The 25,046-nt window shown below is 68.0% G+C and carries 22 protein-coding genes; 7 read left to right on the forward strand and 15 right to left on the reverse strand.

Annotated elements, in window-relative coordinates; all coding sequences use genetic code 11:
- The 3 genes from A9310_RS01580 to A9310_RS01590 form a co-directional block, all read right to left on the reverse strand.
- Entirely contained in the window at positions 1-1,332 is a 1,332-nt protein-coding gene (locus A9310_RS01580) for a VOC family protein (protein WP_065629108.1), read from the reverse strand.
- Positions 1,329-1,868, reverse strand: a complete 540-nt coding sequence (locus tag A9310_RS01585) for an RNA polymerase sigma factor (RefSeq protein WP_175404299.1) — start codon at positions 1,866-1,868, stop codon at positions 1,329-1,331. Before A9310_RS01585 ends, A9310_RS01580 begins: the two co-directional genes overlap by 4 nt.
- 73 nt (positions 1,869-1,941) lie before the next feature.
- Positions 1,942-2,811, reverse strand: a complete 870-nt coding sequence (locus A9310_RS01590; RefSeq protein ID WP_065629109.1) for an alpha/beta fold hydrolase — start codon at positions 2,809-2,811, stop codon at positions 1,942-1,944.
- Between the two features lie 68 nt (positions 2,812-2,879).
- On the opposite strand from A9310_RS01590, the gene A9310_RS01595 reads away from it, so the two are divergent.
- Positions 2,880-3,482 (forward strand): TetR/AcrR family transcriptional regulator, encoded by a 603-nt coding sequence (locus tag A9310_RS01595; RefSeq protein WP_065629110.1) that lies wholly within the window; start codon positions 2,880-2,882, stop codon positions 3,480-3,482.
- 13 nt (positions 3,483-3,495) lie between these two features.
- Here the strand turns inward: A9310_RS01595 and A9310_RS01600 are convergent, their stop codons facing one another.
- The 4 genes from A9310_RS01600 to A9310_RS01615 form a co-directional block, all read right to left on the reverse strand.
- Positions 3,496-5,064 carry a GMC family oxidoreductase gene (locus A9310_RS01600; RefSeq protein ID WP_065629111.1) on the reverse strand — a complete coding sequence of 523 codons (1,569 nt, stop codon included), beginning with the start codon at positions 5,062-5,064 and terminating at the stop codon, positions 3,496-3,498.
- Positions 5,061-6,587: an aldehyde dehydrogenase family protein gene (locus A9310_RS01605; RefSeq protein ID WP_065629112.1), complete on the reverse strand. Its 1,527-nt coding sequence runs from the start codon at positions 6,585-6,587 to the stop codon at positions 5,061-5,063. Before A9310_RS01605 ends, A9310_RS01600 begins: the two co-directional genes overlap by 4 nt.
- Complete coding sequence (gene betT, locus A9310_RS01610) at positions 6,584-8,773, reverse strand: choline BCCT transporter BetT (protein ID WP_065629113.1); 2,190 nt, start codon at positions 8,771-8,773, stop codon at positions 6,584-6,586. Before betT ends, A9310_RS01605 begins: the two co-directional genes overlap by 4 nt.
- Before the next feature lie 73 nt (positions 8,774-8,846).
- Positions 8,847-10,469, reverse strand: a complete 1,623-nt coding sequence (locus A9310_RS01615; protein WP_065629287.1) for an HNH endonuclease signature motif containing protein — start codon at positions 10,467-10,469, stop codon at positions 8,847-8,849.
- A gap of 632 nt (positions 10,470-11,101) precedes the next feature.
- Here A9310_RS01615 and A9310_RS01620 point away from each other — a divergent pair.
- Together A9310_RS01620 and A9310_RS01625 are read left to right on the forward strand one after the other, a co-directional pair.
- Positions 11,102-13,642: an ATP-dependent Clp protease ATP-binding subunit gene (locus A9310_RS01620; protein ID WP_058251205.1), complete on the forward strand. Its 2,541-nt coding sequence runs from the start codon at positions 11,102-11,104 to the stop codon at positions 13,640-13,642.
- A gap of 149 nt (positions 13,643-13,791) precedes the next feature.
- Entirely contained in the window at positions 13,792-14,658 is an 867-nt protein-coding gene (locus A9310_RS01625; protein WP_065629114.1) for an enoyl-CoA hydratase-related protein, read from the forward strand.
- A gap of 4 nt (positions 14,659-14,662) precedes the next feature.
- Here the strand turns inward: A9310_RS01625 and A9310_RS01630 are convergent, their stop codons facing one another.
- On the reverse strand, positions 14,663-15,037 hold the full coding sequence (locus A9310_RS01630) for a hypothetical protein (RefSeq protein WP_065629115.1): 375 nt from the start codon (positions 15,035-15,037) through the stop codon (positions 14,663-14,665).
- 356 nt (positions 15,038-15,393) lie between these two features.
- Here A9310_RS01630 and A9310_RS01635 point away from each other — a divergent pair, with 356 nt between their 5' ends.
- Positions 15,394-15,891, forward strand: a complete 498-nt coding sequence (locus tag A9310_RS01635) for an HNH endonuclease (RefSeq protein ID WP_058251202.1) — start codon at positions 15,394-15,396, stop codon at positions 15,889-15,891.
- Between the two features lie 27 nt (positions 15,892-15,918).
- On the opposite strand, the gene A9310_RS01640 is transcribed toward A9310_RS01635, so the two are convergent.
- The 3 genes from A9310_RS01640 to A9310_RS01650 form a co-directional block, all read right to left on the reverse strand.
- On the reverse strand, positions 15,919-16,578 hold the full coding sequence (locus A9310_RS01640; protein WP_065629116.1) for a DUF305 domain-containing protein: 660 nt from the start codon (positions 16,576-16,578) through the stop codon (positions 15,919-15,921).
- Complete coding sequence (locus A9310_RS01645; RefSeq protein WP_175401054.1) at positions 16,575-18,050, reverse strand: LVIVD repeat-containing protein; 1,476 nt, start codon at positions 18,048-18,050, stop codon at positions 16,575-16,577. The genes A9310_RS01640 and A9310_RS01645 overlap by 4 nt, the downstream gene beginning before the upstream one ends.
- A gap of 250 nt (positions 18,051-18,300) precedes the next feature.
- Positions 18,301-18,627, reverse strand: a complete 327-nt coding sequence (locus A9310_RS01650; RefSeq protein WP_065629118.1) for a hypothetical protein — start codon at positions 18,625-18,627, stop codon at positions 18,301-18,303.
- 160 nt (positions 18,628-18,787) lie between these two features.
- Here A9310_RS01650 and A9310_RS01655 point away from each other — a divergent pair, with 160 nt between their 5' ends.
- Both A9310_RS01655 and A9310_RS01660 read left to right on the forward strand, forming a co-directional pair.
- Positions 18,788-19,633, forward strand: a complete 846-nt coding sequence (locus A9310_RS01655; protein WP_065629119.1) for a 3-hydroxybutyryl-CoA dehydrogenase — start codon at positions 18,788-18,790, stop codon at positions 19,631-19,633.
- Between the two features lie 142 nt (positions 19,634-19,775).
- The gene (locus tag A9310_RS01660) at positions 19,776-20,642 is read left to right on the forward strand and encodes an oxygenase MpaB family protein (RefSeq protein ID WP_065629120.1); all 867 of its coding nucleotides are present in this window, start codon (positions 19,776-19,778) and stop codon (positions 20,640-20,642) included.
- On the opposite strand, the gene A9310_RS01665 is transcribed toward A9310_RS01660, so the two are convergent.
- Positions 20,639-21,928, reverse strand: coding sequence for an MFS transporter (locus A9310_RS01665; RefSeq protein WP_065629121.1), 1,290 nt, complete (start codon positions 21,926-21,928; stop codon positions 20,639-20,641). The genes A9310_RS01660 and A9310_RS01665 overlap by 4 nt on opposite strands.
- A 62-nt stretch (positions 21,929-21,990) precedes the next feature.
- On the opposite strand from A9310_RS01665, the gene A9310_RS01670 reads away from it, so the two are divergent.
- Positions 21,991-22,683, forward strand: coding sequence for an SDR family NAD(P)-dependent oxidoreductase (locus A9310_RS01670; RefSeq protein WP_065629122.1), 693 nt, complete (start codon positions 21,991-21,993; stop codon positions 22,681-22,683).
- A 66-nt stretch (positions 22,684-22,749) separates the two neighbouring features.
- Here the strand turns inward: A9310_RS01670 and A9310_RS01675 are convergent, their stop codons facing one another.
- The 3 genes from A9310_RS01675 to kstR all read right to left on the reverse strand — a co-directional run bounded on the left by A9310_RS01675 (position 22,750) and on the right by kstR (position 25,005).
- Positions 22,750-23,223 (reverse strand): MaoC/PaaZ C-terminal domain-containing protein, encoded by a 474-nt coding sequence (locus A9310_RS01675; protein ID WP_065629123.1) that lies wholly within the window; start codon positions 23,221-23,223, stop codon positions 22,750-22,752.
- Entirely contained in the window at positions 23,220-24,230 is a 1,011-nt protein-coding gene (locus A9310_RS01680; RefSeq protein WP_065629288.1) for an alpha/beta hydrolase family protein, read from the reverse strand. Before A9310_RS01680 ends, A9310_RS01675 begins: the two co-directional genes overlap by 4 nt.
- Positions 24,231-24,354: 124 nt before the next feature.
- Entirely contained in the window at positions 24,355-25,005 is a 651-nt protein-coding gene (gene kstR, locus A9310_RS01685; protein ID WP_065629124.1) for a cholesterol catabolism transcriptional regulator KstR, read from the reverse strand.
- Positions 25,006-25,046 lie beyond the last annotated feature (41 nt).

Genomic DNA, 25,046 nt, shown 5'->3' on the forward strand with positions numbered 1-25,046 from the left:
TCAGAACAACTGACCGAGGTAGAACTGAGCGCCCTGGTCGTCGGTGCACCGCGCCGAGATGCCGTAAGGGGCCGCGTTCGGTTCCTCGAGCACCGTGCCGCCCGCGGCCCGGACACGTTCGACCGTGGCCACGACGTCGTCGGTCGTCCACATCGGCACCGCCACCGAGCTCTCGGCGCCGCCCGCGAGCCCGACCTGCGGTCGCGAGTCGTCGACCTCCCAGCCGTCGTCGATGCGTCCGCCGTGGAACGTCCAGCCGAGGACCGATCCGTAGAACGCGCGGAAGCGTCCGCTGTCGGGCGTCAACACCGTCAGGTAGGTCATGGCCCCGGGGTCGCGCGGGTGTGCCTGCGGCCGTTCGTCGTCGGGGTTCGCGGCGTAGACCGCGAACCGAACGCCCTGATCGTCGACGGCGTCGACCAGGCGATGACCGTCGGGGCTCGAACCGAACTCGCCCCGCCCGCCCGCTGCGACGATGCGCTCGTGTGCGGCCTCGAGGTCGTCGACGGCGTGCGCGCAGAAGATCGTCGGTGCGCCGTCGGTCTCGAAGATGCCGAGGCGATGGCCGACGTTGGTGACGCGTCGGCCCTCGGCGTCGAACTCCCAGCCCAGGACGTCGGCGTAGAAGCGTCGGGCGCGGGCGGCGTCGGGCGTGTTCAGGGACATGTAACCGATGTCGCCCTGATGGACCTTCTCGGTACCCACGGTCTTCGACGGACCGCTCAGCATCCACCGATGCCCGAACGGGTCGATGATGACCGCGGTGCGGGTGCCGTGGGCTTCGTACGGCTCTCGGGTCACCGCGGCTCCCGCGCGGGCGGCCGTGGCGACCGCGTCGTCGGTGTCGTCGACGGCGACCATCAGGCTGACCGAGACCTGTCCGGGTGCGGGCGCCCGGAGTCCGAGGTCCGGGAACTCGGCGGCGAGATAGACCGCGCCGCCGCCCAGTTCGAGTTCGGCGTGACCGATCACGCCGTCGGACATCACGATCGGCTCGCCGCGCAGCCGGGCGCCGAGCGTGTCGACGTACCAGTCGATCGCGGCCTGCGGTTCGGCGACGACGAGATACGGGAGGGCGCCGGGGCGTTCGACCGTCGGTTCCGGTCGGGCGGGCGCCTCGGTCCGGACGGTCTCGGTTGCGTCGAGTTGTGTTGCGGTGGCCATGACGACTCCTTCGGGTAGGGTCGCCCCGCGCTCGAGGCGGTCCCGCAGCGCGGCGGCGAAATCCAGGTCGGGACGGACCGGATCGTCGAAGCCCGGCGTGCGCGCTGCGTTCAGGACGTGCAGCGGATCTCGTGCTGCGTCGAAGCGCGAGCTGTTCCGGGTGCTCATGCGTGACCTCCTCTCCCGCTGGGCTGGGGTTGTGTTTCGGGGTAGGCGGCGCGGAACGCCCGCTTGGCCCTGGTGAGAAGCGCCTCGGTGGCGCCGACCGTGCGGCCCAAAATCTCCGCGCACTCGCCGACGGGGAGATCGTCGACATAGCGCAGCGTCAGCACCGAACGGTGGATCGGCGACAACTGGCCGAGCGTGTGATGGGCGACCATCCGGTCGAGTTCGGTGTCCCACGGGTCGTCCCCGTGGTCGGGCAGGTCGTCGACCGGTTCCGGCGTGCGCTGTGCACGTCGCCAGTGGTCGGCGAGTTTGTGCCGCGCGATCCCGATGAGCCACGGAGTGGTCGGTTCGGTGTCGCGGCGTCGTCGGACGGAGTCCATGGCGGCCAGGAAGGTCTCCGAGGTGACGTCCTCGGCGGTACGACGATCCGTGCAGCGCCGCACGACGAAGCCGTACACCTCCGGCAGTGCCTGGTCGTAGACCGCCAGCAATCCCTCTGGTCCCCGGGCCGAAGAAACCGGTTGGTCGCTGCTCACATCTCTATCGTCGCGGCCGGACCCGATGATCCGACGCCCGTGGCGAAAAAAACTTGCGCCGTTCTCCGGGCGGTCACGGAGCGGTGCGTTCTCCGACGGTGAGCTCGATGATCTCGTCGGCCAGGATCTGTGGCTGGTCGAGTGAGACGAAGGTCCGGGCGTCGCGAACCTCGACGAACGGCGCCCCGCCCGGGAAGACGGCGGCCAGGCGGCGTCCGTGGGCCGGGGTGAAACACCGGTCGTCGCGACCCCACACCATTCGGACCGGGAGGTCGACGCGCGACATCCGTGGGGTGATCTGCGCCAGTTCGGCGGGGCGGATGCCGCGGAGGAACGCGATGAAGTCGTTGCGGATGCGTACGTCGCGCTGCAGCGGTTCGAAGACCGAGCCGGTGAGGTCGGGGTCGGGATCGTTCAACAGCAGACCGACGCCCAGCGCGGAATGGCGCAGTGCACGCAGGCGCATCGCCTCGGCCAGGGGTTTGAGCAGGAGTCGGTGCTTCATCAGCGCGAAGTACAACCGGAACGGCTGCGGCGGAAAGAGATCGAAGGCGTCGCAGTTGGTGAAGACCAGCCGGCTGACGAACGCGGGATCGTCGTCGAGAGCGAATTGGGTGATGGCGCCACCGGAGTCGTTGGCCACGAGGGTCGCGCCCGACAGGCCGAACCGGTCGACGAACTCACGTAGGAGCGTGCCCATCCCGCGCGGCGAGCGGTCGGTTCCGGGTCCGAGCGGGATGCGGTGCGAGCCCAGCGGCATGAGGGGCACATGGCACCGGAATCCGCGCTCGGCGAGCAACCGTGCCGTCGGCTCCCACAGCCGGTGGTCGACCACGGCCCCGTGGACGAACACGATCGGCGGATGCGTCGAGTCGTCCGGACCGTAGGTCGCGTACTCGATGACGCCGGACGGAAGTTCGACGGTCGGCAATGCAGTCGTCATGGCGAGACCCGCTTCTCGTAGACTCGGTAACTTACGAACACTTAGTACGAAAGTTACGTGCAACCTGTATGAAAGTCAACCGTCGTACCCAGGCCGAGCGGACCGCGGCGACCCGCGCGTCGTTGATCGACGCCGGCCGGAAGCTGTTCGGCGAACGCGGCTTCGCCGACGTCGGCACCCAGGAGATCGTCGCCGAGGCCGGCGTGACGCGCGGTGCGCTCTACCACCAGTTCGACGACAAGAAAGGGCTGTTCGTCGCCGTCTACGACGACGTGGAACAGTCGATCGTCGCGCAGATCGCGGCGGCCGTGGGGGAGCGCGCCGGCGAGGACCCGCTCGCCGCGCTGAAGGCGGGTATGCGTCTGTTCCTGCGGCTGTGCACCGAGCCGGAGGTGCATCGGATCACGCTCGTCGAGGCGCCGTCAGTGCTCGGATGGAGTGAATGGCGTGCTCGCGGTGAAGAATTCGGATTCGCACTCGTCGAAGGTCTGATCGCGGCCGCGATCGCCACGGGCCAGGCGGTCGAGCAGCCGACCCGCCCGCTGGCCCACGTCGCGATCGGCGCGCTCGACGAGGCGGCGCTCTACGTCGCCGCCGCCGACGATCGCGAGGCCGCCACCGAACAGGTAACCGCCGTCCTGGAACGGATCGTCGACTCCTTCGCGACCTAGTCGCTCCTGGTGGTCAGCTGCCGTCGGCGCGCACCAGCTCGGCGCAGCGTTCGCCGACGAGCATCACGGTGAGGTTCGGGTTCACCGTCGTGTGTTCGGGGAACACCGATGCGTCGGCCACCCGAAGTCCTGCAACACCTTTCACGCGGAGTTCGGGATCGAGCGGCGACAGCTCGTCGTCGGGCGCACCCATCCGCACGGTGCCGACCGGGTGGTAGACGGTGTTGTGGGTGCGGGTGATGTAGTCGGCCAGTTCGGCATCGCTCGTGGCGGCGGGGCCCGGATAGAGTTCGCGCGCAACCCACGTCGCCAGCGGCTCCGCGGCGGCGATCTCCCGCGCCTTGCGCAGGCCCGCGATCATGATCCGCATGTCGTAGCCCTCGAGGTCGGTGAAGTACCGCGGGTCCACGCGGGGCTTGTCGCGGAAGTCACGGGAGCGCAACCGCACCGTGCCCCGTGACCGCGCGTGCGTCACGTTCGGTGTCAGGCAGAAGGTGTTGTCACTGGTCGGATAGCCCTGACGAAGGGTGTGCATGTCGAACGGCACGCTGCCGTAGTGCATCATCAGGTCCGGCCGGGTCAGACCCGCATCGACGGTGGTGAAGATGCCCGCCTCCCACCACTGGGTCGACTCGCGGACCATCGGCTTCGCGGTCTCGAACCCGATCACCCCTTCGGGGTGGTCCTGCAGGTGTTCACCGACCCCCGGCGCGTCGACGAGGGCCTCGATCTCGTGCTCGCGCAGATCGTCGGCCGGCCCGATTCCCGAGAGCATCAGCAACTTCGGGGAGTCGATCGCCCCCGCCGACACGATCACCTCGCCCCGGGCCTCGATCCGTGTCGTGCGACCGAACGCGTTGTCGGTGATGTCGACGCCCACGGCGCGTAGCTCGCCGTCGACCCGCTCGATCACCACCCGTTTTGCCCACGACCCGGTGCGGATGGTGAGGTTCGGCCGGTCGAGGTGCGGGTGCAGATAACTGACCGACGACGAGGCGCGCACACCGTCGGGTCGTCGGTTGATCTGGAAGAAGTTGGCCCCGTTGACAACCGTGCTGCCGCTGTTGAACTCGACGCGGGGGACGCCGACCGACTCGCAGGCCTCGAGCAGGGCGACCCCGCACGGGTCGTTCGGCGGCACCGTCATGACGTGGACGGGCCCGCTGCGACCGTGGTGCGCGCCCGGCGCGTCGTTGGTCTCGATCTGCGGGTAGAGGCGGTACAACTCCGCCGAACCCCATCCGGCGCACCCGAAGTCACGCTCCCACGAGTCGAGGTCCTCGCGCGGCGCCCAGAAGGCGATGCAGCTGTTGTGCGAACTGCACCCGCCGAGGACCTTCGCCCGGGCGTGGCGCATGAAGTCGTTGCCGTTCTCCTGCGGTTCGATGGGATAGTCCCAGTCGTAACCGGATTCGAGGAGTTCCATCCACCGGTCGAGCCGCAGGATCGCGTCGTCGCCGACATCGGACGGACCCGCCTCCAGCAGGCACACCGAGACCGAGGGGTCCTCGGACAGCCGCGACGCCACCACGGCACCCCCGGAGCCGCCGCCGACGACCACGTAGTCGTAGGTCTCGCTCATCGTCGCTCCTCGCCGTCTCCGGACCGGTCCGCGAACCAGCCGGTCACGCCCGGTCGGAGATTCTCGTAGACATGTTTGGCTTCGCGGTACTCCGCCAGACCGGACGGTCCGAGCTCCCGCCCGAAGCCCGACTGGCCGTAACCGCCCCACTCGGCTTCCGGCAGGTACGGCCCGAAGTCGTTGACCCACACCGTTCCGGCCCGGATTCGTCCGGCGATGCGGCGGGCGCGTGCCGCGTCGGCCGACCAGACGGCCCCCGCGAGACCGTAGACGGTGTCGTTGGCCAGGGTCACGGCCTCGTCCTCGGTGGCAAAGGTCTCCACGGTGACGGTCGGTCCGAACGCCTCGTCGTGCACGCAGGCCATCGAACGGTCGGCGCGATCGATCACGGTGGGCAGATAGAACCATCCGTCGTCGAGGCGCCCCGAACCCGCATCGCCCGTGGCGAACGTGCCACCGGTACGGATGACGGCCCCGTCCGCACGAGCCTGTTCGACGTAGGCGTGTACCTTGTCGCGGTGTGCCGCCGAGATGAGCGGCCCGGTCTCGGTGCCGTCGGAGTAGGGCAGGCCCAGCCGGATCTGCTCCGCGCGGCGGACCAGCTCATCGACGAAGCGATCGTGAGCGGACTCCTCGATGATGAGCCGCGCCCCGGCCGAGCAGACCTGCCCCGAGTGCAGGAACGCGGCGTTGAGCGCGTTGTCGACCGCTGCCGCGAGGAGTTCGTCGGTGGCGCAGGCGTCGGCGAAGACCACGTTCGGGTTCTTGCCCCCGAGTTCGAGCGCGACCTTCTTCACCGTCGCCGCCGCCTCGCGGGCGATGACCCGGCCGGTCACGAGCCCACCGGTGAACGAGACCAGGTCGACGTCAGGATGAGACGACAGCGGAGCGCCGGCCTCGGCGCCCGCGCCCAGGACGAGGTTGCCCACGCCTGCCGGGAGACCGACCTGCTCGAGGACCTGCATGAGCAGGATCGACGTGTGCGGGGTGAGTTCGGCGGGCTTGAGCACGAAGGTGTTGCCTGCCGCCAGTGCCGGCGCGACCTTCCACGCCGCCTGCAGCAGCGGGTAGTTCCACGGTGTGATCAGTCCGCAGACGCCGACCGGTTCGTACACGATGCGCGAATCGGCGTCGGGTGACCCGGTGTCGACCACACGCCCGGCGTCGGCCGCCGCGAGCTTGCCGAAGTACCGGAAGCAGTTCGCGATGTCGGTCATGTCGATGTCCGACTCGTAGGGCCGCTTGCCGGTGTCGAGGGTCTCGGCGCGGACGAACTCGTCTCGGCGCTCGTCGATCTGGGCGGCGACGCGGAGAAGGAGGTCCCCACGGTCGGCGGCGGGTGTGGCGCTCCACTCGCCGGCGTCGAACGCGCGGCGGGCCGCCGCGATGGCCTGCTCGGTGTCGGCCACACCGCCCTCGGCCACCACACCGACGAACGAGTTGTCTGCGGGACAACGGATCTCACGGGTCTCGCCGGAGGCGGCGGGCCGCCAGCGGCCGTCGATGTAGAGGGTCTCGCTCATCGAGCCGGTGCTCCTTCGGAACTGCTGTCGGGGATGTCCGTGTCGCTGTCGGGCACGGTACCGCCGCCGGCGGCCGGATCGGGTTCGGGGTCGTGGTGATCACCGGCCGCATCCCGCAGATGCAGGTAGCCGAGATGGCGTTCGTACTGGTCGAGGATGTCACCGATGATCTGGTCGCGGGTGTATCCGGTGAGTGAGTAGCCCTGGGACCCCTCGGTGAGATAGACCTCGCACCGGAAGTAGCGATCGTCGGATCGCTGGGTCCGGACCGCGTACGTCGGGGTCGGCGCCGAGACCGGCCACACGCAGTACTCGAACCGGGGGACCTCGGCGAGTTCGACGACCAGGCGCGGCGACGGCAGCCCTTCGTTCTCGGCCGACTCGTCGACCGTCGCGGTGATCCCCTCGCGACCGAACTGTTCGGCGACCTCGGTCATCGCCGGAACGACGCTGGCCCCGATGAATTTTCGGGTGGCGACAGGACCGGGGAAGCGGAGGGTCCCGACGAGTCGCTGCCGCCAACTGCCGTGTTCGGTGGGACCGCGCCCGACGGCGATCACCTTCGGCAGGGTCGTCCGGAAGCTGTCGAGTTTGACCGACTCGTTGCGGACGGCGCGCAGCAGCGAGATGCCGATCAGCCCGAGGACGAAGGAGAACGGCAGCCCCATGATCACCGTCGCGGCCTGCAGGGTCAGGATCGAGCCGTCGCCGCCGCCGGCGAACAGCATGGAGAGCGTCAGCAGCCCGATGGCCACCGACCAGAAGACGCGCAGCGAACGGGCGCAGTCGGCCATCGGGTCGCCGAGCCGACTGGTGAAGTTGCCCATCACGAGCGACCCGGAGTCGGCGCTGGTCACGTAGAAGAGCAGGCCGGTGATCGTGGCGATCCCGATGAGCAGCGTCGAGCCGGGGTATTGCTCGAGCAGCGAATAGAACCCGGCCTCGGGTGTGGACGCGGTCGTCTCGGCGAAGTCCGCATCGCCGCGGGCCACCTGCAGGGCGCTGTTCCCGAAGATCGAGATCCACACCAGGATGAAGCTGAACGGGACCACCAGGACACCGAAGATGAACTGTCGCAACGTGCGTCCCCGCGAGATGCGGGCGAGGAACAATCCCACGAACGGCGCCCAGGCCACCCACCAGGCCCAGAAGAACAGGGTCCAGCCGTCGACGAAGGCGCGGGCGTCGTTGCCGGGCGGCGGGTTCACCTGGTCCCACGCGAAGGTGTCGAGCGTGCGGTCGGCGAAGGTGGACACGTAGTCGCCCGCGTTCTGGACGAGACCGTTGAGCAAGAAGTCGGCGTCCTTGGCGACCGTGATGTATATGAGCAGGCAGATGGCCAGGATGACGTTGATCTCGGAGAGGCGTCGAATGCCCCTGTCGACACCAGAGGTCGCAGACGCGGTCGCGATCACCACAGCCAGGACGATCAGGCCGATCTGAGCCGCCTTGCCCTGTTCGATCCCGAAGATCTCGTTCAGCCCGAAGTTGAGCTGGACGACCCCGATCCCCAGTGAGGTGGCGATGCCGAAGATGGTGCCGAGGACGGCCGCGACGTCGATCGCGTCGCCCCAGCGGCCTTCGACACGTTTGCCGAAGATCGGGTAGAGCGCTGCCCGGATCGTCAGCGGGAGATTGTGGCGGAAGGCGAAATACGCGAGCGCGCCACCCATGAGCGCGTACATCGCCCAGCCGGTCACGCCGTAGTGGAAGACCGTCCACGTGACCGCCTCGCGCGCAGCCTCGTTGGTCTCCGCGGGCCCGGTCGGCGGGTTGAGGAAATGGGTCACCGGTTCGGCGACCGAGAAGAACATCAGATCTATGCCGATCCCCGCGGCGAACAGCATCGCCGTCCAGGTGAACAGGCTGTACTCGGGGCGCGATTCCTCCGGTCCGAGCCGGTAGCGCCCGTACTTGCTGAGGCCGAGGAACACCACGAGACCGACGATGGCGGTGGCGAGGATGAAGTACCACCAGCCGAACCAGCGGGTGATGAAGTCGCGTACGTCGTTGATCGTCGACTCGGCCGCTGCCGGTGCCGCCAGCGCCCAGGCGGCGAAGGCGACCACGATGACGGCCGAGGCTATGAAGACGGTCAGATTGACCCGGCGCGTGGGCAATCGCCGCTCGCCGGTCTTGGTCTCGGCATGGACCGACGTGGACGGTCGAGCGGCGTCATCACTCATGGACCACGACGCTAGTCCGATCGCCGTTGGGGCGGACCGTTTGGACGGATCCGTGTGAGTTGTTCTACCCGGTTCAGTGGGTGGCGAGTAGCTCCATGAGGTGTGCTTCGACGAGGGAGGGGCGGACCTGTCGTCGGCCGGGTCGGGGTGGTCGGACGTCGATGACGTGGCTGACTGTCGCCCATGAGCGGCGTGCGTCGTCGTGGGTGTGGCCGTCTGGGCGTGGTTGATCGCCGGGCCGGGTTGGTGGTCCGTGGATGTCGTCGCGCACGGTGTTGAGGTGGTGTGCGAACCGCCTGGGTATGTCGGGTCGGCGGTTGAGGCGTTCGGGGTTGGGTGGTGCGCCGGGTTCGGCGTTCAACCGCCAGAGGCAGCGGCCTTCGTCGGGTCCGGACCGGACGATCCGGGTGGTGTATTGGCCGGGTTGGTCGCCGACCATGCGGTTGTGGCGTGGGCAGGCGGGGGCGAGGTCGTCGATGTCGGTGAGTCCGCCCTTGGCCCAGTCTTTCTGTGCGTGATGCATGTCGACGTGGGTGGCGGGTTGGTCGCATCCTGGTGCCGAGCACACTTCCCCGTCGGGGCGGGCGAAGGAGACGAGGCGTTGTTCGCGGGTGGCCAAGCGTTTACCCCGCCCGAAGTGCAGCGGGACGGTGGTGGCGTCTTTGAAGATCGCCAACCACGGCTGGACGTCACCGGCCATCGCGATCAGGTCCCGGACGGGCAGCAGGGTGCCGGTGGCGGTGGTCGCGAGTCCGGCTTCGCGGATGAGGTCGGAGAGGTCGGCCTTGATGATCAGTTGCACGGGTAGCCCGCGGTGCGAGGTGCCGAGTGTGCCGTCGGCGAAACCGGCGGCCAGGGCGGCGTCGAGGGCGTCGTGATTCGTTTGGGCGAGAGTGCGTCCGTCGCGGTCGGCGGCGGCGGTCAGGGCGTCGGGGTCGGCGGTGCCGGCCGGTCCGCTGGGTGAGGCGGGGTCGTCGGGGTTGTTGAGTCCGGGTTTGCCCCACACGGCGAACATCATGGTGAGCCGGGCGGCGAGTGCGGGGGTCAGGGTGCCGGAGATTTTGGCGGTGCCGTCGGCGCGTTGTCGGCCGATCCACAGGCCGCGGCGTCGTTTCTGGTCGGTGTCGTCGGCCAGGGTGCCGTCGGGGTCGAGGTGGGCGAGCAGGCGGGCACCGAGCTGGGTGATCTCGGCGGGGGTGTGGGCTTCGGCGATCTCGGCCATCTGCCGCTCAGCGGCGACCTTGATGTCGTGGTCGATGGTGCCGGGGATGCGGTCGAGGACGTCCAAGGCGGCCTGCACGTGCGCGGAGCCGACAGCTCCCACAGCGAACGCCTCGGCCAGCGTGGGGTGTTCGGGCTCCAGAATGTCGCCGCCCAGGCTGGTCCGGTGGGAGGTGGCATCCATCTGCTTGCGGCGCCGCACCGGGTTGGACACCCGCAGCCGGTGGGTCATGAACTGCATGAGTGTCCTGCAGCCTGCCTTGCGGGGGAGGTCGCGGGCCTCGACCTGATCGATCTGCCGGTCACCGGCCACGGTCAGCCGGGCGATCGCTTTCTCGGTGTCGGCCGCCAGATCGGCCAACTCGGTATCGGTGCACGGCGCCAGGTCCACGGTCTGTAGTTCGTCGAGGATGCGGTGGAGGTCGGCCACCAGCTCGACGGCACGTGGTTGCGCCGTGGTGGTTTCGTCAGACATGGTCACCTCCCCCGAGAACCGTTGCTGCGAATGTACGTTCGAGTGTACACGGCCATCGGTCGCCGTCAATACCAAAAATGTTGTCGTGCAACAGAACTGAGCGCCTACATCTTGTCGGTGTCGTGTGATAGGCGTCCGCCGCGTGTCGTGGCCGTGCTCGCCGTGTACCGGGCCGTACCCGGATGCGCCCTGCTGCTCGTTGGTGTGCGACGGTCGCAGTCAAGCGAGGGCCAGATCTACCGAGGCCCGGCAGCGGCCCGGGTGGTCCCCACTCGCCTCCTGTGGTCTCGTCGGCCGGCGGTTTCCGCGATACCCGGCTGCTGTCGGGCACAACGCGGGCGCCGCGTCGCGGGTCCCAGTGCCCGGTGGGGGCGCATCCCGGGCCGTCGGCGGCCCGTTCGCTCTCGGCGTAGACGGCGGGGAACACAGCCCCGGCCAGCGCAGTTGTACTGGGCACATCCCCGCCGCAACGGGGGATCCATGCACTCTGCGCAGGCGTTAACTGCAGGTGCACCCCAGACGACCTCTAGAGTGGAAGCAGGCTGGTCGTCGTCTATCCGCACCGGTTGTCCTCCGGGACCTCCGAGGTGGTCTCCGCGGCGGCCGGGGCGCTAGCAATGTGAGGGAGAACAATGTTCGAACGGTTCACCGACCGCGCGCGTCGGGTTGTGGTTCTGGCCCAAGAAGAAGCGCGCATGCTCAACCACAACTACATCGGTACCGAGCACATCCTCCTCGGCCTCATCCACGAGGGCGAGGGCGTGGCGGCCAAGGCGCTCGAGTCGCTCGGGATCTCGCTCGAAGGGGTTCGCAGCCAGGTCGAGGAGATCATCGGCCAGGGCCAGCAGGCGCCGTCGGGACACATCCCGTTCACCCCGCGTGCCAAGAAGGTGCTGGAGCTCTCGCTGCGCGAGGCGCTGCAGCTCGGCCACAACTACATCGGTACCGAGCACATCCTGCTCGGCCTGATCCGCGAGGGCGAGGGCGTCGCCGCCCAGGTGCTGGTGAAGCTCGGCGCCGACCTCAACCGGGTCCGCCAGCAGGTCATCCAACTCCTCAGCGGATACCAGGGCAAGGAGCCGCAGGAGGCGGGCACCGGCGGTCGCAGCAGCGAGTCCGGCACCCCGTCGACCTCGCTGGTCCTCGACCAGTTCGGTCGTAACCTGACCGCCGCGGCCTCCGAGGGCAAGCTCGACCCGGTCATCGGCCGGGAGAAGGAAATCGAGCGCGTCATGCAGGTGCTCAGCCGCCGCACCAAGAACAACCCGGTGCTGATCGGTGAGCCCGGCGTCGGCAAGACCGCCGTCGTCGAGGGCCTGGCGCAGGCCATCGTGAACGGCAAGGTCCCCGAGACCCTCAAGGACAAGCAGCTCTACACCCTCGACCTCGGTTCGCTGGTCGCGGGCAGCCGCTACCGCGGTGACTTCGAGGAACGCCTCAAGAAGGTGCTCAAGGAGATCAACACCCGCGGCGACATCATCCTGTTCATCGACGAGCTGCACACGCTCGTCGGCGCAGGTGCCGCCGAGGGTGCCATCGACGCCGCCAGCATCCTCAAGCCGAAGCTGGCCCGCGGCGAGCTGCAGACCATCGGCGCGACGACCCTCGACGAGTACCGCAAGTACATCGAGAAGGACGCCGCACTCGAGCGCCGCTTCCAGCCCGTGCAGGTGGGCGAGCCGTCGGTCGAGCACACCATCGAGATCCTCAAGGGCCTGCGCGACCGGTACGAGTCGCACCACCGCGTCTCGATCACCGACGGTGCGCTGGTCGCCGCCGCCACGCTGGCCGACCGCTACATCAACGACCGGTTCCTGCCGGACAAGGCGATCGACCTCATCGACGAGGCCGGCGCGCGCATGCGCATCCGCCGGATGACCGCGCCGCCAGACCTGCGTGAGTTCGACGACCGCATCGCCGATGCGCGCAAGGAGAAGGAAAGCGCGATCGACGCGCAGGACTTCGAGAAGGCCGCCAGCCTCCGCGACAAGGAGAAGCAGCTGGTCGCCGAGCGCGCCGAGCGCGAGAAGCAGTGGCGCAGCGGTGACATGGACGTCGTGGCCGAGGTCGACGACGAGCAGATCGCCGAGGTCCTCGGCAACTGGACCGGCATCCCGGTGTTCAAGCTCACCGAGGAGGAGACCACGCGTCTGCTCCGCATGGAGGAGGAGCTGCACAAGCGGATCATCGGGCAGGAGGACGCCGTCAAGGCGGTCTCGAAGGCGATCCGTCGTACCCGTGCCGGCCTGAAGGATCCGAAGCGGCCGTCGGGCTCGTTCATCTTCGCCGGTCCGTCCGGTGTCGGTAAGACCGAGCTCTCGAAGGCGCTGGCGAACTTCCTGTTCGGCGAGGACGACGCCCTCATCCAGATCGACATGGGCGAGTTCCACGACCGCTTCACCGCGTCGCGTCTGTTCGGTGCCCCTCCCGGGTACGTCGGCTACGAAGAGGGCGGGCAGCTCACCGAGAAGGTGCGCCGGAAGCCGTTCTCGGTGGTGCTGTTCGACGAGATCGAGAAGGCCCACTCGGAGATCTACAACACCCTGTTGCAGGTCCTCGAAGACGGTCGCCTGACCGACGGTCAGGGTCGCACGGTCGACTTCAAGAACACCGTGCTGATCTTCACCTCGAACCTCGGTACCTCGGACATCTCCAAGGCCGTGGGCATGGGCTTCTCGTCGAGCGACGGGACCCAGTCGAACTACGAACGGATGAAGCAGAAGGTCAACGACGAGCTCAAGAAGCACTTCCGCCCCGAGTTCCTCAACCGCATCGACGACATCGTCGTGTTCCACCAGCTCACGCGTGAAGAGATCATCCAGATGGTCGATCTCATGCTGACCCGCGTGGAGGGTGCGCTGAAGAACAAGGACATGGCTCTCGAGGTCACCGACCGCGCGAAGGCCCTGCTGGCCAAGCGCGGCTTCGATCCGGTGCTGGGTGCGCGTCCGCTGCGTCGCACCATCCAGCGCGAGATCGAGGACCAGCTCTCGGAGAAGATCCTGTTCGGCGACATCGCTCCCGGACAGATCGTCCTGGTCGACGTCGAGAACTGGGACGGCGAAGGCGACGGCGACGACGCCCGGTTCGTCTTCACCGGTTCGGAGAAGCCGCGCATGGTTCCCGACGCACCGGTCGAGCTCACCAAGGCCGGCGAGGCCGACGCGAGCTGATACCAGGCCCGTCGGACCTGATCTGACACAATCGACGGCGGCGTCACCCGACAGGGTGGCGCCGCCGTTGTGTTGTGCCCGGCTGGTGCGCGGTTCCGCGGATTGACACAGCCGACGCGGAGTGTCCCAGCGCCCGATAGCATCGATCTGTGACGAGCGATACATCAGAGGTCGGGCGCAAGTCCCGACAGGACCAGCCCACCATCACCGTCGAGCGAGACGGGGAGATCGCGATCTTTCGGCTGAATCGACCCGACCGGCTCAACGCCTTCACCATGCAGATGGGCGAGGAGTTGCGGGCCGCGTTCGACGAGACCGACGCCGACGACTCCGTTCGCGCCGTCGTGCTGACCGGCAACGGCCGCGCGTTCTGCGCCGGCGCCGATCTCGAGGCGGGCGGATCGACGTTCGACGCCTCGTCTGCTGTCGAGTCGAACGAGGTTCCAGCCGACGAGGGCGGCAAGCTCACGCTGCGGATGTTCGCCTCGCTGAAGCCGATCGTGGTGGCGGTGAACGGTCCGTCGGCCGGCGTCGGGGTCACGATGACACTGCCCGCCGACGTCCGGATCGCCTCGGAGGACGCGAAATTCGGCTTCGTCTTCGCCGCCCGCGGCCTGGTGCCCGAAGCCGCGTCGAGCTGGTTCCTGCCGCGGCTCGTCGGGTTGCCGACCGCTTTGCAGTGGACGATCGGCGCGAAGATGGTGCCCGTCGCCGAAGCCCATGAACGCGGGCTGATCCAGCAGGTGGTCCCGAAAGACCAGGTGCTCGAGACCGCGATCGCCGTCGCCCGCGAGATGACCGCGAACAGCGCCCCCGTCTCGGCGGCGCTGACCCGACAGCTGTTGTGGCGGATGGCCGGTGCGCCCAGCCCGCTCGATGCCCACCACGCCGACTCGAAGGCGATCTTCTACCGCGGGCAGTCCGGTGACGTGTACGAAGGCGTCATGTCGTTCCTGGAGAAGCGTCCGGCGACCTACCCCAACACCGTGTCGGAAGATCTACCCGAGATCTTCTGATCACTCAGTCGAGGGTCCCGGCCTGGATGCCGATCTCGAGTACCACGAAGATCATCGCCAGCTGGATGGCGCAGCACCACGCAGCGGCCGGCCAGGCCGGGAGTCCTCGGCGCACGCGGCGGACGACGAGGGTCACCGACACCGCCACCAGCACCACGGCCGACCCGATGCCCACCCCGATGGCGACCTCGGTCCAGACCGGACTCCCGCACTCCTCGTAGGCGCACGCGTCGGTGACGAAGACCGTCAGACCCGCGACGGCGATCGTGATCAGCGCCAAAACGGCGTGCACCAGTCCCAGCATCACCGACGCGAAGGCGTCGAGAGTCGACACGGGTGGCTGCGGAGGGGGATTCTCGCCGGTCTCCTCGGTGGGCATCCGCCGACGATAGCGCCGGACATTGTCCCGCGGGACCGGCACGCGGTGAAAAACTCCTGCAAACAGCCCGTGTGAACTGGGTGAACATCCGAACACGCCGGACATAAACGGTGGCAGCGTCCATCGACCGCGGTTATCGTGGCGACAGAGCAGGCCAGACCAACGAGAGGAGGTGACGCAGATGTCGATGGGTGACAAGGCTTTCGCCGGCGAGTGGCGGACGGCCCCCTCCGACCGTCCATGCGGACTGAAGTCCGACGGAAGGCCGGGACCGATCACATCACGCGTCACCAGTTCCTGAGGTCATGAACCTCGGTGGTCGGCGCACTCACTCGCCCACGCATCGAGGAGCTGTCATGACCATCTTCGTCACCAACGCCGGACTGCAGATCCTGGCGCGCGTCACCTGGCGTCGCGCCGCGGTTCTGTTGACCACCGAGGTCGCGCGGAACGTCGAGGGCACGCCGCTGGTCCGCGTCGTCCATTCGCCGACGCTGTCCCTGCCGATCCACAAAGTGGTCGCGATCAAGCGAGATGCCTACCGCCCGTTCGCCGGTAAGACGATGGACTCCTACGCGTCGAACGCGACCATCCTGCGGCGCGATCAATGGATCTGCGCCTACTGCGACGGTCCCGCCGACACCGTCGACCACATCGTCCCGGTCTCGCAGGGTGGGCCGAGCACATTCGGAAACCAGGTCGCGGCGTGCAAGTCCTGCAACGGTTTCAAGGCCAACCGGACGCCGCGCAAGGCGGGGATGGCCCTACGGCACGCGCCGTTCGTCTACGACCCCTGGGCCGCGGACCAGAAAGAGGTGTGGGAGATGTTCATCCTGCATCCGAAGACGGACTAGACGTTCGATCCGTTGCCGCCCCTGCGATCAGGTCGGCAACGGATCGGCGCCGCGTTCCGCGAGCAGCATCGTCATCAGACCGATCTCGTCGCCCTGGTCGCCGATCATCATGAGCGCGAGGTCCTTTGTCGCGGAACCGGTCCGCTCGTCGTTGTATGCCGCCTGGGCCATCGACATCCCGCCACGGTGATGCCGGATCATCAACTGCAGGAACAAGATCTCCGCCTCGCCGGGTGGCAGGGTGGAAAGGCGGCCGATCTCGTCGATACTCGCCATGCCGGGCATCGGCGGAGGGGATTCGTTGTGATGGGTGCCCTCGTGGTGGGGGTCGCCGGACATCCAGGACATCGGCTCCGGCGCGGTCACCGGTTCGTCGAACCACAGCAACCAGCCACGCATCGTGGCGGTTTCGGCGGTCTGCGTGTGGACGATCCGGTCGGCGACGCCGCGGATCTGCGGCGCGACTCCGGGCACCGCACCGATCGTCCGCGACATGAGGATCGCCTGGTCGTGGTGCGCCGACATGTCCTGCGCGAAGCCGATGTCGGACACGCTCATCGCGGATGAGTCGTGGTCGCGTCCCTGCCACACCGCCCCGACGACGACACCCATGGTGACGAGCAGGGCCGCGGTCACGCCGAGGACCATCACCCGCACCAGCGGGACGCCCAGGCGAGAAGTGCTCATCCGATCGAGGAGCTCTGGTCCGGCGGGGGCGTGTACACCGCGGGACTCAACCGCAACACCTGGAAGCCGCCGTCGGAACAGGTGACCCGCAGCTCGTTTCCGCGGAACTCGGGTGGGGACATGCACCAGTCCGTCGACATGTCACCGCCGATGACCATCCCGCTACGTGGACCGACCATCTCGTTCAACCGGACCTTGCCGTTCGCGATCGACATACCGAGGCTGAGGAATTCGACGGCGGGCAAGCCCATCAGCGAGCCGACGACGTGCGGCGAGTTGGGTGACTCCGCGATCGTGGTGCCCTTGCGGGCCGGCGGGTTGTAGTAGGCGATCTCACGAATCCGGTCGAAGTCGCGGATGTCGAAGACCCGGATACCCGACGATTCCCAGCCGCACGCGAGCGCGGTGGGATCGGTCGCCCGGTCGACCGTGCAGTAGTGCGGATTGCTGCTGAACAGCGACCCGCCGGTCGACGACCGCAGATTGGTGTCGAGGTGCTCGGGGAGATTGATCTCGAGTTTGATCTGCGCGGTGTATCGGGGCTTGTTCACCCGCGTCACGTCGAAGATCTTGACGCCGCCCGAACCTGCTTCGTCGGCGGTGACGATGTGGGGCCGGCCCCGGTAGGTGATCGGGATCGAGTGCTGGTTCAGCTGGCCGTCCGGCCAGAGATAGGCCGCGGTGTGCGGGACCTGCGGGTGCGGCCGTCGCTCCTGGACGTCGCTGACGTCGAGCACCGTCACACCCGCCATGTTGGACAGGTACATCCGGTTGCCATCTGGCGACATGCCGAAGCCGTGACCGAGGAACGAGTGGAGCCCCTGCCAGATCACGCGGGGCGACCGGGGATCGGCGATGTCGATGGCGCTGAGGTGCCCGGGGAACACCCCGGACGCCCAGTAGGTGCGGCCGTCGGGGGAGAAGCCGCCCTCGTGCGAGGTGAACGGCAACGGCGTCGTCGTGCCCGGGCCCGTGTTGAGGAGTCTGGGGCGGGTGCAGTCGGAGATGTCGTATACGGCGAAGAACCCGCCGCCCCAGAGCAACGGCACCGACGTCGCGGCCAGGAGCTTGCGTTCTTTGTTGACCTTCAGCGTCTCCCACGTGCCGCCGCGCATCGCCGGATCCGTCAGGGACCCGACGACTCGCGGCGCGCTCGGGTCGGATGCGTCGATGACCTGTACGCCCGGCGGGTTCACCCAGTTGTTTCCGGGGAACAGGCTGCCGGTGTAGCTGCAGTGCTCGAAGTTGGCCGAGACGATCCCGCCGCCGGCGCCGCGGACACCGCCGATCCGTGTGATGTTGCATCGGTAGCCGCGCATGCTGCGTCCGGACAGGCGGTCCTCGGCGCTGACGTCCCCCTGCAGGCCCGGTTCGGGGAGCGAGCCCGGTCCGCAGTCCGCCTGGGGAACCGCGACCTCGGAGATGTCGGGGAAATAGTGGTTGGCCGCGCCGGCCGGTGCCGCCACCAGCATTGTCGAGAGAAGTGTCGCGCCGGCCAGGAGGCAGGTGACGGCATGGCGACGGCGGCGCCGGCGGACCCCCGAACGGGCCGTGTGTCGCGCGTCGAACCGAGTAGGCATCATCGCATCCCCCGATCGTGATCTGAGACACGCTAGTGGGCGAGCCGAGACGACATCGGCGAATCGTCGAATCCGAGCGGACGAACAGAGCCGGCCCGGGGTCTCCGGGCCGGCTCGTGTCGGGTGCAGGTTGCGGCAGACGTCAGACGGCGTCGCCGCCGTCGATGCTGCCGAAGTCGCCGACCTCGACGTTGCCTTCGTCGTCGACGGCGGTGTCGAAGGTGCCGTCGCCGTCGGTGTCGGCGACGGCGATGTCGGTGTAGCCGTCGGCGTCGGTGTCGGCTTCGATGATGTCGATCTCGCCGTCGGCATTCGTGTCGTAGGCGATGGAGTCGGCCTGGCCGTCGCCGTCGGTGTCGAGGATGGCGTCGGTGGTGCCGTCACCGTCGACGTCGGTGAGTGCGGCGTCGACGGCTCCGTCGCCATCGGTGTCGATGAGAACGGCGTCGGCGGGGATCTCGGTGCTCATTGGTATGTCCTTCCAAGTGGGGTGAGTGCTTCTGGGCGGTTCATGTACTTGGAGGCGACGTCGAGGACGAATGTTCCCGGGGTGCCGGGAGTCGTTCGGATGACCGATCCGGCGACCGACTACCGTTTGGTCTCGTATCACTCGACTTCGGAGGTTCACTGTGCAACAGATCGGCGTCATCGGCGGAGGCACCATGGGAGCGGGCATCGCGGAGGTGTGTGCGAAGGCCGGCAGCGATGTCGTGATCGTGGAGGTCAAGCAGGAGTTCGCCGACGCCGCGCGGGCGCGGGTGGAGAAGTCGCTGGCCAAGGCGGTCAGCAAGAACAAGCTGGCGCAGGACGACGCCGACGCCGCCCGCGGACGTCTGCGGGTGACGACCGACTACGCCGACCTCGCCGATCGCGAGCTGGTGATCGAGGCAGCCCCGGAGGTCGAGGAGCTCAAGCGGCAGATCTTCGCGAACCTCGACGAGGCGACCGGTGCCGACACCATCCTCGCGACCAACACGTCGTCGATCCCGATCATCAAGGTCGCGACCGCGACCAAGACCCCCGAACGCGTTGTCGGCGTGCACTTCTTCAACCCGGTGCCGGTGATGCCGCTGGTCGAGATCATCTCCACGCTGACCACCGCGCCGGAGACGGCCGACGCAGTGAGCGCATATGTCACCGACACCCTCGGCAAGACCGCGGTCCGCGCGGGTGACCGTTCCGGCTTCATCGTGAACGCCCTGCTCATCCCGTACCTATGCCAGGCCATCCGGATGTTCGATTCGGGTTACGCTTCGGCCGAGGACATCGACCTCGCGATGAAGGGCGGCTGCGGCTATCCGATGGGTCCGCTGACCCTGCTCGACACCATCGGTCTCGACGTGACGCTCTCCGCCGCGGAGTCGCTGTACGCGGAATTCGCCGAACCCCACTACGCGCCGCCGGCGCTGCTGCGTCGCATGGTCGATGCCGGCCGCCTCGGACGGAAGACCGGTCACGGTTTCTACACCTACTGACAGCTGGATCGCCGACGCCGAGCCCCGGCTCACCTTCGGGTGAGCCGGGGTTCGGCGTATGGCGGAGTCTTTCGGCTCCGGGATTGTCGGCCCGCGTGCTCCCCGCTAAGCTGACAGCAATCAGACAACAAGCGTTATCAGAATGGGTGGGGTCATGACGCAATCCGATGAGCGGATGTCGCGGGTGGAGATGGACAACATCGACAGCAGCTTCTTCGCGCGTTCCCTGCTCTCGATGGGGCAGACGATGAGCACGACGAACGTCATCATGCAGCTCGCCAATCCGGCGGTCGGCTACGGTGTCGCGCACAGCAAGGTCGAGAACGGGCGGCTCGACAAACATCCGGTCAAACGCGCACGGACCACCGCGTCGTATCTGGCGGTCGCGATTCTCGGCAACGCCGACGACCGGTGCCGGTACCGGCACGCCGTCAACCGCCAGCACGCGCAGGTGCGCTCCGGCGAGAACAGTCCCGTGGAGTACAACGCGATGAACACCGACCTGCAGCTCTGGGTCGCGGCGTGCCTCTACTTCGGGTGGGAGGACATCTACGAGCGTGTCCACGGACCGCTGCAGGGCGCGGATCGCGAGAAGTTCTACCAGCAGGGCAAGGTCTGCGGGACGACGCTGCAGATGCCGGCCGAGGCGTGGCCCGCCACGCGCGACGAGTTCACCACCTACTGGGACGACCAGGTCTCGCGCATCGAGATCAGCGACGAGGTCCGGGACTTCCTCCTCGACATCGCCAATTTCGGTTACGCGCCGGAACGCATCCAGGAGAAGTACGGTCCGGTCAAACTGCGGCGGACCATCGGCTATCTGCCGCAGCCGTTCCGCGACGCACTCCGGGTCGAGTGGACCGACGAGGATCAGGCGTGGTTCGACGGCTACGTCGGCCGGTTGGTGGAGAAAGAGCGTCGCACTCCGCTGTGGGTGTCGCAGTTGGGTTTCCGGCTCCTGCTGGCCGATGTCCGGCTTCGGGTCAAGATGGGGCGGCCGCTCGTCTAGGAGGCGCCGGCGCCGCTCCGGCGCGCGGCCAGGAAGGCGAGTGTTCCGGCGCCCAGGCACGCAACGGCGCCGACCGCGAGACCGACGCGCGCGCCGAATGTCTCGATGATCGCGCCGACGATCGGACCACCGATCGGCGTCGAGCCCATGAACGCCACCGACCACAGCGCCATCACCCGGCCCCGCATCCGCGGTTCGGAATTGAGCTGCAGGGTCGCGTTTCCCGTCGACATGAAGGTGACACTCAACCAGCCGACCCCGAAAAGCGCGCAGATCGCCGTCGGCAGGTTCGGGGCGAGTGCGGTCGCGGCGACGGCGACCCCGAAGCCGAAGGCCGCCAGCGTGAGTGGCCGCAATCCGGTGTTTCCGCGGGCCGCGACCACGAGTCCGCCGACGACCGCACCGACTCCCATCGCCGACGTCATGAAACCGAGGGCTTGCGGCCCGCCGTCGAAGACGAAGTCCGCGGCGGCGGGCAGCGTGACCGGGAAGTTGTACGTCAGGGTCCCGACGAGCGCCATGGTCGCCAGTGGAATCCACAGCGCGGGGCGACTCCGGACATATCGAAGACCCTCGCGCAGCTGACCTTTCGCGCGCGGAACCGGTGATTCCGCGGTGATCTTCGACGAGTCGAGCGCGAGCAGCGACGCGACTACGGCGATGAAGCTGACCGCGTTGATGGCGAAGCACAGACCGGAACCGACGAGGGCCAGGATCACCCCGGCCACCGCCGGGCCCACGGCGCGAGCGGCGTTCACCATGACCGAGTTGAGGGTGACCGCGTTGCGGATGAGGTCCTTGCCGACGATCTGATGGATGAACGCCTGTCGCGCCGGCTGTTCGAAGGCGTGGCCGAGCCCGAGCATCACCGCCAGCACGCCGACGTGCCAGACCTGCACCACCCCCGTGAGGGTGACGGCGGCGAGCGCCGCGGCCAGCAGCCCCATCATCGACTGCAGGACGATGAGCAGGCGTCGACGATCGACGCGGTCGGCGATCACGCCCGCGTACGGCCCGATGAGCAGGACCGGTAGCGCCTGCAGGGCGACGATGAGTCCCAGGACGGACGCCGACCCGCTCAGCGTCAGCACGAGCCACGCCTGCGCCGTCGCCTGCATCCACGAACCCGTCATCGAGACGGCCATGCCGGCGTAGAACAGGCGGTAGTTGGGGATGCGCAACGACGCGAACATGCTCGTCCGGTCGGCGTCGTCGGGGCGGCGACGACCGCCCGGTTCGCGCTCCCGGGGTTCGTCTCCGATCTCGGGAACACGGTCGTCGGTCATCGCCGACCATCGTAGGCGCGTGCGCCTCCACCCACGGGCCCGCCTCCAGTAGGGTCGGCGGGATGACGCAGACGGTGATCGTGTCGGGCGGGACGGGCGGCCTGGGGTCGGCGGTCACCCGCACGTTGCTCGACGACGGATGGCGCGTGGTGGTGCCCGGGCGCACCGAAGCCGGGTTGTCACGCCTCCCGGAATCGGACCGGTTGGTCGGTGTGCACGCCGACCTCTTCGACGAGGCGTCGGTCGCCGAGGTCGTGGCGATCGCCTCGAGCGACGCGTCGGCGCCGGTGACCGCGGTGGTGAACCTGGTGGGCGGGTTCGCGATGGGGGAGCGGGTCGACGCGACACCGGTCGACGAGTTCGAGCGACTGCTCCGGCTCAACCTGCGGCCGCTGTATCTGCTGTCCGCGGCGGCCATTCCGAAGATGATCGAGGCCGGCGGCGGGTCGATCGTCGGGGTGTCGGCGAAGGCGGCGTTCGCACCCTTCTCCGGTGCCGCGGGGTACGTCACGTCGAAGGCGGCGGTGTGGGCGTTCATCAGTGCGCTCGCCGCCGAGTACAAGTCCGACGGCATCCGGGCCAACGCGATCCTGCCGTCGGTGATCGACACCCCGGGCAACCGCGCCAGTCAACCGGATTCGTCGCGGGCGGGCTGGGTGTCGCCCGAGTCGATCGCTCAGACGATCTCGTTCCTGGTCTCCGATGCCTCGAGTGCGATCACCGGTGCGCAGGTCCCCGTGCCGGGCGTCGGCTGAGCTCCGCGCGATCAGCGGATCGGACGCACAGTCGACGGGTTGTGAAAGCTGTTGGGGTGCTGACGGTCAGGCTTCAGTGGTCGCGCGACTTGGCCGGGCGTGCACATACGCTTCGACGACGGTGCGCATCACCGGTTTTCCGTCACCGTTGCGCAGCTCCGCCGACGAGGTGACCAGAGCGCGGGCACGGTCATCGAACTCGATCGCGTCGATGACGGTCGACCCGGTGAGGGTGTCGCCGGGGCGGACGGGACGCAGGAATTCGACGTCGCCCAGTCGCTTGCCCGCGATCACCCGCCAATTGTTCAGCACGCCGGTGACATTGAGCCTCTGGTAGATCGACATCGTGTGCAGCCCACTGGCGATCAGCCCGCCGTAGGGGCCGCGTTCGGCAACGGCCTTGTCCACGTGGAAGTCCTGCGGATCCCATGCGCGGGCGAAGTCGAGCAGTTCGTCTTCGCTGACGTGATGCGTGCCGAACTCGAAGATCTGGCCCACGGACAGGTCATCGGCCCACAAGCGGTCCGATGCGTCGCTCACCTCAGGTCTGCCGCGATCTTCGGCCAGGTGGTCTCGAGGTCGCGTTCCCAGTAACCCCAGGAGTGGGTGCCGCTCGGCCGGAAGGTGACCTCGTGCGGCACCTTGAGGGCCCGCATGCGCGAGACCATCTGCTTGGTGCACTCGTTGACCGCGGCCTCGATGATGCCGCCGATGACCATCTGGTTGGCCAGCGTCAGTGGATCGCCGGCGACCAGCGGCGCCTCGAGCCGGTCGAACTGACCGGGCATGCCGGTGCCGCTGGTCATGTAGACCTTGGTGCCGCGCAGCTTGTCCGCGTGGATGTACGGGTCGTTGTCCCGCCACCCGGCCGAATTGACCGGTCCCCACATGTTGTTCAGGTTGCCCTGCCCGCGGTCGGCGACGACCATCCGGATGTAGGCCTGTCCCACCGGGTCGCTGGTACGCGCGCATCCGCTGTAGGCGGCGGCCGACCGGTAGAGCTTCGGTGCGGCGATCGCGAGGTTGAGCACCGATGTCCCGGCCATCGAGATCCCGGCGATCGCGTTGACCTTGGTGGTGTCGAATTCCTTGTCCACCAGCGGCGGGAGCTCCTTGGTGAGGAACGTCGTCCACTTGTTGCGGCCGAGTACCGGATCGTCGTGCTGCCAGTCGGTGTAATAGGAGAACGCGCCGCCGATCGGCGTGACGACGTTGACCTCTTTGTCGGAGAAGAACTTCGCGTACTGGGTCTTGGCCGCCCAGGTCGCGGAGTCCTCGCCGCCGCCGGCGCCGTTGAGCAGGTAGAGCGTGGGGCGCGACTTGGTGGTGTCCTTGGGGCGCAACACGTTGACGGGGATGAGTTTGCGCATCGCCGCCGAGTACACGATGAGTGTCGACTGCTGGGCGGAGTCGTGGACCACGGTGTCTATGCGAGCGCGATCGGGATCGGGGGTCGGCTCGGCCAGCGCGGCCGGAGCCCATCCGGCGGTCGCGACCGCAACGGCAGATCCGACGACGCACAGTCGTCGCAACCAGGAGGATCGCACCACTAGCCCCTTCTGTTAACAGAATTCTCAGACGTAACAAAGGTAGCCGAGTTCGACTGGCGCTCCCAAGTCGAGAAGGTGCTCGTCACCCAGTTGTGACGTCACGTTCGAGGGGAGAACCCGATTACTTGACGCGATCCTTGAGCAGGAGCCGGACGGTGAGTTCGAGCCGGTTCGTGACGTCGGTCGCCGACGCGCGACGGGTCAGCCACTGCACCAGGTTCGACATCCACACATCGGAGAGGACGCGCGCGATCGCGAGATCTTCCTCGGTGGGTTCGCCGTCGTCGACGATCGCTCCGGCGAGGAGCCGGTCGATGATCCCGGCGACCTGGTCGACCTCGGCGGTCGCCGACGCGTCGGCGAACATGAACGCGCGCGTCATCGCCTCGGTGAGAAGCGGATCGCGCTGCATCGCGAAAGTGATCATGTCCAGGACATGACGGAGGCGGTCGATCGCGGTGTCGCCGCGCAACTGGGAACGATCGACCTTCGACTCGACTCGCTCGAACTCGCGGGCGAGCGCGGTGACGAGAAGGTGGACCTTCGACGGGAAGTAGCGGTACAGCGTCCCGACGGCGACGTCGGCCTTGTCGGCGACGGTGCGCATCTGCACGGCGTCGTATCCGCCCTTGGACGCCAGCGCGAGGGTGGCGTCGAGGATGCGGCGGCGGCGTTCGCGCTGCGCGGTGGAGCCGGCTTCGGGCGAGGCGGCCGGCGCCGCAGCCCCGTTGGGGGCGTCGACCGCGGCGTTGCCGGGTGCAGAACGGGCCATGTGTTCTCGAACATCCTCACGTGATCAAACGTCTCAATGGG

The sequence above is a fragment of the Gordonia sp. UCD-TK1 genome, assembly GCF_001691435.1.
GTDB lineage: Bacteria > Actinomycetota > Actinomycetes > Mycobacteriales > Mycobacteriaceae > Gordonia > Gordonia hongkongensis.

Bases quoted from the DNA above. Each gene is read 5' to 3' on its own strand.
- betT (WP_065629113.1), bottom strand. From the start codon at position 8,773: ATGAGTGATGACGCCGCTCGACCGTCCACGTCGGTCCATGCCGAGACC.
- A9310_RS01640 (WP_065629116.1), bottom strand. From the start codon at position 16,578: ATGAGCACTTCTCGCCTGGGCGTCCCGCTGGTGCGGGTGATGGTCCTC.
- A9310_RS01665 (WP_065629121.1), bottom strand. From the start codon at position 21,928: ATGACCGACGACCGTGTTCCCGAGATCGGAGACGAACCCCGGGAGCGC.
- A9310_RS01590 (WP_065629109.1), bottom strand. From the start codon at position 2,811: ATGACGACTGCATTGCCGACCGTCGAACTTCCGTCCGGCGTCATCGAG.
- kstR (WP_065629124.1), bottom strand. From the start codon at position 25,005: ATGGCCCGTTCTGCACCCGGCAACGCCGCGGTCGACGCCCCCAACGGG.
- A9310_RS01600 (WP_065629111.1), bottom strand. From the start codon at position 5,064: ATGAGCGAGACCTACGACTACGTGGTCGTCGGCGGCGGCTCCGGGGGT.
- A9310_RS01595 (WP_065629110.1), top strand. From the start codon at position 2,880: ATGAAAGTCAACCGTCGTACCCAGGCCGAGCGGACCGCGGCGACCCGC.
- A9310_RS01635 (WP_058251202.1), top strand. From the start codon at position 15,394: ATGACCATCTTCGTCACCAACGCCGGACTGCAGATCCTGGCGCGCGTC.
- A9310_RS01660 (WP_065629120.1), top strand. From the start codon at position 19,776: ATGGGTGGGGTCATGACGCAATCCGATGAGCGGATGTCGCGGGTGGAG.
- A9310_RS01630 (WP_065629115.1), bottom strand. From the start codon at position 15,037: ATGCCCACCGAGGAGACCGGCGAGAATCCCCCTCCGCAGCCACCCGTG.
- A9310_RS01645 (WP_175401054.1), bottom strand. From the start codon at position 18,050: ATGCTGGTGGCGGCACCGGCCGGCGCGGCCAACCACTATTTCCCCGAC.
- A9310_RS01620 (WP_058251205.1), top strand. From the start codon at position 11,102: ATGTTCGAACGGTTCACCGACCGCGCGCGTCGGGTTGTGGTTCTGGCC.
- A9310_RS01580 (WP_065629108.1), bottom strand. From the start codon at position 1,332: ATGAGCACCCGGAACAGCTCGCGCTTCGACGCAGCACGAGATCCGCTG.
- A9310_RS01650 (WP_065629118.1), bottom strand. From the start codon at position 18,627: ATGAGCACCGAGATCCCCGCCGACGCCGTTCTCATCGACACCGATGGC.
- A9310_RS01615 (WP_065629287.1), bottom strand. From the start codon at position 10,469: ATGTCTGACGAAACCACCACGGCGCAACCACGTGCCGTCGAGCTGGTG.
- A9310_RS01670 (WP_065629122.1), top strand. From the start codon at position 21,991: ATGACGCAGACGGTGATCGTGTCGGGCGGGACGGGCGGCCTGGGGTCG.
- A9310_RS01605 (WP_065629112.1), bottom strand. From the start codon at position 6,587: ATGAGCGAGACCCTCTACATCGACGGCCGCTGGCGGCCCGCCGCCTCC.